Below are 8,097 nucleotides of genomic sequence, written 5' to 3'. Positions count from 1 at the left end.
CGGAGGTTGGCGGAGTTGCGGGGCTGCATAGGCGTCATGTTCATAGAAAAACGCCCCAGGCCATCGAGACCCAGGGCGGTGAAGATATCAAAGACCCGTTTTCCGGTAAATCGCAATGCGGCTCCGCTTAAGTGAACAGCATTGCCGCATGTGCGGGCCTTTTGCATGGCATGAAGGGCGGGGCTATTCCCGCTCCTTGACGTAGGGGGTGCCGAGGGCCTTGGGAGCCACCGCCTTGCCGATGAAACCGGCCAGCAGGAAGACCGTCAGGATATAGGGCAGCGCCTCGATGGCCTGCACCGGGATCGGGAAATCGCCGATGCTGACCCCTTGCAGCCGGATGGCGACCGCGTCGAGGAAGCCGAACAGCAGACAGGCCGCCATGGCGTTCCAGGGGCGCCACTTGCCGAACACCAGGGCCGCCAGCGCCATGAAGCCCTTGCCCGCGCTCATGTTGGGGATGAACTGGGCGGTTTGGGCCACCGCCAGATAGGTGCCCCCGATCCCCGCCAGCAGGCCGCCGATGATGAGGGCGGTGTAACGCATGCGCACCACGGAGATGCCTGCGGTATCCACCGCCGCCGGGGCTTCGCCCACCGCCCGCAGCCGCAGGCCGAAGCGGGTGCGGAACAGCACCCACCAGGCCAGGGGCACGGCAGCGAAGGCCACGTACTCCAGCAGGGAGTGACCGCTCAAGAGCTCGCTGTAGAGCTGGCCGATGACGGGCACGTCATAGAGCTCCTTGGCATAGGGCAGGTCGATGGGGGCGAAGCGTGCCGCACCGGAGAGCGCCGGGGTCTGACCGCCCTGATCGAACCAGTAGCGCCCCAGGGTCACGGTGAGACCGGCCGCCAGGATGTTGATGGCCATGCCGCTCACCACCTGATCACCCCGGTGGGTGATGGTGGCGAAGCCGTGCAGCAGGGCGAACAGGATGGAGATCCCCACCCCGACTCCCAGCCCAATCCAGGCGGAACCGGTGACGGCGGCCGCCGCCGCACTGGCGAAGGCGGAGGCCAGCAGCTTGCCCTCCAGGGCGATGTTGACCACCCCGGAGCGTTCACAAAACATCCCGGCCATGGCCGCCAGGATGAGCGGAGGCGCGGTACGAATGGTCGCGTCCAGCATCAGGATCAGCATTTCGAACATGATCAGGCTCCTTTCACTTGGGCGGCCGGGCGGTTGGCAAAGGCCAGATAGGCCTGCTCGATGCGCGGGCGCAGCATGTGCTCCAGGGCGCCACAGAACAGGATCACCAGACCCTGCAGCACCACGACGATGTTGCGGTCCACCCCGAACTCGAAGCTGAGCTCGGCGCCGCCCTGGTAGAGGAAGCCGAACAGCAGGCTGGCGATGATGACGCCGACCGGGTGGTTGCGGCCCATCAGGGCCACCGCGATGCCGGTGAAGCCGAAGCCTTCCACGAAGTTGAGCTTGATCTGGTGCAGCTCACCCTGCAACACGTTGAGGGCGAAGAAGCCCGCCAGCATGCCGGAGATCACCATGGCCAGGATCACCACCTTGGGGTAGGAGATGCCCGCATAGGCGGAGGCACTCTGGCTTGCGCCCACGGAGCGGATCTCGTAGCCCCAGCGGGTATGCCAGATGAAGACCCATACCAGGGCCGCACAGATCAGCGCCCAGAAGAAGCTGATGTTGAGGGGGCTGTTGGGCATGGCGATGCCGAAACCGGCCGCCAGCTCGCTCATCTTCGGCAGCCAGCTCGCCACGGCGAACACCTTGCTCTCGGTGGCCATGGATCCTGGCGGCTTGAAGACGTCTACCAGCAGGTAGGCCATCAGGGAGGCGGCGATGAAGTTGAACATGATGGTGGTGATGACGATATGGCTGCCCCGCTTGGCTTGCAGCCAGGCCGGGATGAAGGCCCAGGCCGCGCCGAACAGGCCGCCGGCGATGATGGCGAGCGGCAGCAAGAGGGCGAACGGCAGCACGTCCCCGAGCAGCAGACAGACCAGACCGACCCCGAGGCCGCCGATATAGGCCTGCCCTTCACCGCCGATGTTGAACAGGCCGGCGTGGAAGGCCACCGCCACCGCCAGACCGGTGAAGATGAAACCGGTGGCGTAGTAGAGGGTGAATCCTATCCCCTCGCCGGTGCCGAAGGCGCCGTACCACATGATTTCGGCTGCCTCGATGGGGCTGATGTCGAGGTAATAGAACAGGATGGCCGACACCAGGAAGGCCAGCAGGATATTGACTGCGGGCAGCACGCCCACGGATATCCAGGCAGGAACACGTGCTTGGCTCATGAATGGGCCTCCTTGATATCGTCGGGGACTGGTGTGTTGACCATCATCAGGCCGAATCCGTTACAAGTGGTTGTGACCTTCATGATGTGGCTCCTTGTGATTGGCTTGCCGCCACGTCGTCAGGAACTATGTTCGCCATCATCAGGCCGATGGTGCGTTCATCCGCCCTGGCGCCGTCCAGCTCGCCGACGATACGGCCATCGGCGATGACCAGAATGCGGTCGGAGAGGCTCATGATCTCGTCCAGCTCCACCGACACCAGCAGCACCGCCTTGCCCTTGTCGCGCATGGCGATGATCTGCTGGTGGATGTACTCGATGGCGCCGATGTCGACGCCCCGGGTCGGCTGGCCGACCAGCAGCACATCCGGGTCCTGCTCCACTTCCCGGGCGATCACCAGCTTCTGCTGGTTGCCGCCGGAGAAGTTGGCGGTCTTGTGCTCCGGGCTCGGCGGGCGCACGTCCCACTTCTCCATCTTGGCCTGGCAATCCTGGCGGATCGCCTCCTTGTCCTGCAGCCAGCCCTTGTTGTACTGGGCACGGCGGTGATAACCGAGGATGAAGGCCTCTTTCGCCTCGAAGCGGTTGATGAGCCCCATCTTGTGCCTGTCTTCCGGGATGTGGCCCAGGCCGAAGTTGCGCACCTGCTCCGGATCGGCCGGGTGGCTCTGGCTCACCTCGTGGCGCTGCGCCCCGGCGATGGTGAAGCCGCCCTTGCTGGGCTTGAGGATGCCGCCGAGCATGCTGAGCAACTCGGACTGGCCGTTGCCGGAGACCCCGGCGATGCCGACCACTTCCCCCGCCCGCACTTCGAAGCTGACGGATTTGACCCGTTCCACCCCGGCATCATCGACGTAAGAGAGGCCCTCGACCTTGAGCTTGGCCTCGCCCGGCTGGGCGGTGCCCTTGTCGACCTTGAGGCGCACCTTGCGGCCCACCATCAGCTCGGCGAGCTGCTCCTTGTCGGTGTCTTTGGTGGCGACATGGGCCACCATCTCCCCCCGGCGCATGATGGAGACCTGATCCGTGATGGCCAGGATCTCCCGCAGCTTGTGGGTGATGAGGATGACGGTCGCCCCCTGATCCCGCAGCTTTTTCAGCACCTCGAACAGGTGATCCGCCTCTTGCGGGGTCAGCACCCCGGTGGGCTCGTCGAGGATCAGGATGCGGGCACCGCGATAGAGCGCCTTGAGGATCTCGACCCGCTGTTGCAGGCCCACCGGCAGATCCTCGACCTTCTCGTGCAGCGGCACCTCGAGACCATAGTCCCGTGCCAGCTCGCCCAGCAGCTTCTCGGCGGCCGCCAGGCTCTTGCCCAGGCGCCAGCCGTTCTCGGCCCCCAGGATGACGTTTTCCAATACGGTAAAGTTGTTCACCAGCATGAAGTGCTGGTGCACCATGCCCACCCCGGCGGCAATCGCATCTTGGGAGCCATGGGGTTTGAACGGATTCCCGTCGATCAGCATCTCGCCTCTGTCGGCGTGGTAGAAACCGTAAATGATGCTCATCAGGGTCGACTTGCCGGCGCCATTTTCGCCGACGATGCCGTGAATGCTGCCTTTACGAACCTGAAGGTCGATCTGCTTGTTGGCGTACACGTCGCCGAACCGCTTATCGATACCCCTTAATTCGATGGCATAGCGATCTGTCTGGTCCATGATGCAGTCCTTGCGGGTCATGAAGTAGAGACTAAAAACCGGCCCGTGCGGGCCGGTCATCACTGGTTGAGAGTCGTAGCAGTGACTCGGTATTTGCAGGATCAGTACTTACAGGAGTTGTCGCTCATGTAGTCGTGCACCTTGATCTTGCCGGCGATGATGTCGGCCTTGATGCTCTCGACCTTGGCTTTCATTTCCGGGGTGATCAGCTTGGCGTTGTTCTCGTCCAGCGCCCAGTCAACCCCGCCTTCGGCCAGACCCAGGGACTGGATGCCCGGCTTCCAGCTGCCCTTGGCGGCGTCATCCCAGCTCTTGTACGCGGCCAGACCCACGGACTTGACCATGGAGGTCAGCATGGTACCCGGTTGCAGGTGGTTCTGGTTGGAATCCACACCGATGGCCAGCTTGCCTTCGTCCTTGGCAGCCTGATAGACACCGATACCGGTGCCACCGGCGGCGGCATAGACCACATCGGCGCCCTTGGCGAACTGGGACTTGGCCAGTTCTGCACCCTTGGCCGGGTCGGCGAAGGCTGCCGGGGTGGAGCCGGTCATGTTCTGATAGACGTCGATCTTCGGATTGATGTACTTGGCGCCCTGCTCATAGCCGCACTGGAACTTGCGGATCAGCGGGATGTCCATGCCGCCCACGAAGCCGACCTTGCCGGTCTTGGAGGCGATGGCCGCCAGGGCACCCACCAGGAAGGAACCTTCATGCTCCTTGAAGATGAGGGACTGGACGTTCGGCTTGTCGACCACCATGTCGATGATGGTGAACTGGGTGTTCGGGAACTCGGTGGCGACCTTCTCTACCGCGGAACCCATGTTGAAGCCGACGGCGACGATGGGGCCGTTGCCACGGCTGGCCAGACGACGCAGGCCCTGCTCGCGCTGGGCTTCGTTCTGGGGTTCGAACTCCTTGACCTTGACGCCTTTGTCCTTGTTGTAGACTTCGACGCCGTTGCGGAACACGGCTTCGTTGAAGGACTTGTCGAATTTGCCTGCGGTGTCATAGATGACGGCGGGCTCGGAGGCTGCCTGGGCGGACAGGGCAGCGAGGGTGAGGGCGGCCACGGTGGCCAGCTTGAGCACTTTAGTCACGATCGTATCCTTGATTGTTATGTGAGGGTCCACAACCTGTCTTGGCAGGTCATAAAGCACGCTGGCTAACTGTAAGTGAGCCAGCCCGTTGGTCAAGGGGATCATAGAGGAAAAACGTTTGCGTTAACGGTTTGAAATATAAGCAAATTGCCTTATAAGTGTTTGTTTTATGGTGTTTTTGCAGAATTAAATTCCGGGATTAATAGGGCTCGTTCGACATTTGTGTTTGGATTCATAACGTTAGGCGCAACCGTTTTCCTCCCCTGATGAAAAAACTGGCTTCCATCGGCACCAGCCCTGCGGCCTCATCGACGCCACGTTGGCGGGCGGGCTGGCCCCCGGCTGCTCACGGCTTGGTCTCTGGCGGCTCAGGCCGTATAATCCCCGCCTGTATAAATAAACAGGAGTGGTGATGGACGTTTCAACCCTGCTCGACGGGCTCAATGACAAGCAAAGAGACGCGGTGGCGGCCCCCCGTTGCAACCTGCTGGTGCTGGCCGGTGCCGGTTCGGGCAAGACCCGGGTGCTGGTGCACCGTATCGCCTGGCTGATGCAGGTGGAACGCTGTTCACCCTTCTCCATCATCGCCGTGACCTTTACCAACAAGGCGGCGGCCGAGATGCGCGGCCGGGTCGAGAAGGTGATCGGTGACGGTGTGCGCGGCATGTGGATCGGCACCTTCCACGGCATCGCCCACCGATTGCTGCGGGCCCACCATCTGGATGCGGGCCTGCCGCAGGATTTCCAGATCCTCGACTCCGACGACCAGTACCGCCTCATTCGCCGGGTGCTCAAGGCCCTCAACCTCGACGAGAAGCACTGGGCCCCGCGCGCCGTGATGGGCTACATCAACGGCAAGAAGGACGAGGGCTTGCGCCCCGGCGACATCGACCTTTACGGCGACCCCGTCACCCGCACCTATCAGCAGATCTACAAGACCTATCAGGAGACCTGCGATCGCTCCGGGCTGGTGGATTTTGCCGAGCTGCTGCTGCGCGCCCACGAGCTGTGGCTCAACAAGCCCCACATCCTCGAGCACTACCGCGACCGCTTCCAGAACATCCTGGTGGACGAGTTCCAGGATACCAACGGCATCCAGTACGCCTGGCTGCGGATGCTGGCCGGTGACACCGGCAAGGTGATGATCGTCGGCGACGATGACCAGTCCATCTACGGCTGGCGCGGCGCCAAGATCGAGAACATCCAGCGCTTCCTGACCGACTATCAGGGCGCCGAGACCATTCGCCTCGAGCAGAACTACCGCTCCACCGCCAACATCCTCAAAGCCGCCAATAGCGTCATCGCCAACAACGCGGAGCGGCTCGGCAAGGAGCTGTGGACCGAGGGGGCCGAGGGGGAGCCGATTTCGCTGTACGCCGCCTTCAACGAGGTGGACGAAGCCCGCTTCGTAGTCGGCCGCCTCAAGGACTGGAAGGAAAAGGGCGGCCTGTTGGCCGACTGCGCCATCCTCTATCGCTCCAACGCCCAGTCCCGGGTGCTGGAAGAGGCGCTGATGCAGGACGCCATGCCGTACCGGATCTACGGCGGCCTGCGCTTCTTCGAGCGCCAGGAAATCAAGGACGCCATGGCCTACCTGCGCCTTATCAACAACCGTGGCGACGACGCCAGCTTCGAGCGGGTGGTCAACACCCCGACCCGCGGCATCGGCGATCGCACTCTCGAGATATTGCGCAACAACGCCCGGGATCAGGGCCAGAACCTGTGGCAGTCCGCCAAGGCACTGCTCAATGACAAGGTGCTGACCGGTCGCGCCGGCAACGCGGTGCGCGGCTTTGTGGATCTCATCGACGCGCTGGAGGAACAGGTCTCCCTGCTGCCCCTGCACCAGCAGGCGGATATCGCCATCCAGCACTCCGGCCTCAAGGCGATGTATCTGGCGGAAAAAGGCGAGAAATCCCAGGCGCGGGTAGAAAACCTGGACGAACTGGTCACCGCCTGCCGCCAGTACCAGCGCCCGGACGAGCTGGAAGACATGAGCGATCTCTCCGCCTTCCTCGCCCACGCGGCGCTGGAATCCGGCGAGAATCAGGCGGACGAATATGCCGATGCGGTGCAGCTGATGACCCTGCACAGCGCCAAGGGGCTGGAGTTCCCGCTGGTGCTGCTGGTTGGCGTCGAAGAGGGCATGTTCCCCAGCCAGCAATCCACCGAGGAGTCGGGCCGGCTGGAAGAGGAGCGACGCCTCTGTTACGTCGGCATGACCCGCGCCATGGAGAAGCTCTACATCTGTTATGCGGAGAGCCGCCGCATCTACGGCCGCGAGATGTTCCACAAGCCGAGCCGCTTTATCCGCGAGATGCCCGCCGAGTGTCTGGAAGAGATCCGGCTGCGCACCCAGGTGAGTAGACCCACGCAATATGGGCGCTTTAGCCAGAACGAGGTGCGCGCGATCTTCGACGCCAGCGGCATCAAGCTCGGCCAGCGGGTGCTCCATCCGAAATTCGGGGAAGGAATCGTGCTCAACTTCGAAGGGGTCGGCCAGCAGAGCCGGGTGCAGATCCAGTTCGACGACGTCGGCGCCAAGTGGCTCGTCACCGCCTACGCGAGATTGGAGGCACTGTAATCCCCTCACCCTAGCCCTCTCCCAACGGGAGAGGGGATCATCCCCGAGATAGTCTTTGCCTCCTTCTCCCATCGTGGGGAAGAGGCCTGTTCCCGTGATCATCTTTGCTTCCTTCTCCCATGGCGGGAGAGGGGCCAGTTCCCGAGAGCGTCTTTGCTCCCTTCTCCCCTCGCGGGAGAAGGGTTGGGGATGAGGGGGCGCTTGCTGCTGGCACGGCTGGCGCCGTGCAGGACGCGAGGGCATGGCCCTCGACAGGGTTTCGCCCGCCCTTCGGGCTTGGGCGAGTAACTTTTCTTTGCGTGGCCAAAGAGAAGTCACCAAAAGAAAGGCCACCCCCGCCAATCGTATCTATTCACCAGGACGGGGTTGACGGCATCAGTTCTGCCGGGATGGGATAATCTGTCTTCTCGATGCACGCCCTGACCACGGCCCTCAACCACTCCTGTGGGCAGCGGCCCAATCGCTTGCCGGTCTCCACCAACGACA

At 62.9% G+C, this 8,097-nt stretch carries 5 protein-coding genes; 1 reads left to right on the top strand and 4 read right to left on the bottom strand.

What is annotated here, in order from left to right; translation table 11 throughout:
- Positions 1–183: 183 nt before the first annotated feature.
- The 4 genes from J9892_RS14440 to J9892_RS14425 all read right to left on the bottom strand — a co-directional run bounded on the left by J9892_RS14440 (position 184) and on the right by J9892_RS14425 (position 5,027).
- Positions 184–1,149, bottom strand: coding sequence for an ABC transporter permease (locus J9892_RS14440; RefSeq protein WP_010672471.1), 966 nt, complete (start codon positions 1,147–1,149; stop codon positions 184–186).
- A 2-nt stretch (positions 1,150–1,151) separates the two neighbouring features.
- Complete coding sequence (locus J9892_RS14435) at positions 1,152–2,270, bottom strand: ABC transporter permease (RefSeq protein ID WP_010672473.1); 1,119 nt, start codon at positions 2,268–2,270, stop codon at positions 1,152–1,154.
- A 79-nt stretch (positions 2,271–2,349) separates the two neighbouring features.
- Complete coding sequence (locus tag J9892_RS14430) at positions 2,350–3,927, bottom strand: ABC transporter ATP-binding protein (protein WP_043153609.1); 1,578 nt, start codon at positions 3,925–3,927, stop codon at positions 2,350–2,352.
- A 101-nt stretch (positions 3,928–4,028) separates the two neighbouring features.
- A complete protein-coding gene (locus tag J9892_RS14425; protein WP_041212138.1) occupies positions 4,029–5,027 on the bottom strand; it encodes a BMP family ABC transporter substrate-binding protein in 999 nt (332 codons plus the stop codon).
- Positions 5,028–5,439: 412 nt separating this feature from the next.
- Here J9892_RS14425 and uvrD point away from each other — a divergent pair, with 412 nt between their 5' ends.
- Positions 5,440–7,611 carry a DNA helicase II gene (gene uvrD, locus J9892_RS14420; RefSeq protein ID WP_210538534.1) on the top strand — a complete coding sequence of 724 codons (2,172 nt, stop codon included), beginning with the start codon at positions 5,440–5,442 and terminating at the stop codon, positions 7,609–7,611.
- Positions 7,612–8,097: the final 486 nt, after the last annotated feature.

Source organism: Aeromonas sp. Prich7-2, from assembly GCF_017939255.1.
GTDB lineage: Bacteria > Pseudomonadota > Gammaproteobacteria > Enterobacterales > Aeromonadaceae > Aeromonas > Aeromonas caviae.
Note: the sequence above shows the minus strand (reverse complement) of the source record. Positions and strands in the feature narration are given on the sequence as shown.

Excerpts from the sequence above, each read along its gene's own strand:
- J9892_RS14440 (WP_010672471.1), bottom strand. The coding sequence starts at position 1,149 with ATGTTCGAAATGCTGATCCTGATGCTGGACGCGACCATTCGTACCGCG.
- J9892_RS14435 (WP_010672473.1), bottom strand. The coding sequence starts at position 2,270 with ATGAGCCAAGCACGTGTTCCTGCCTGGATATCCGTGGGCGTGCTGCCC.
- J9892_RS14430 (WP_043153609.1), bottom strand. The coding sequence starts at position 3,927 with ATGGACCAGACAGATCGCTATGCCATCGAATTAAGGGGTATCGATAAG.
- uvrD (WP_210538534.1), top strand. The coding sequence starts at position 5,440 with ATGGACGTTTCAACCCTGCTCGACGGGCTCAATGACAAGCAAAGAGAC.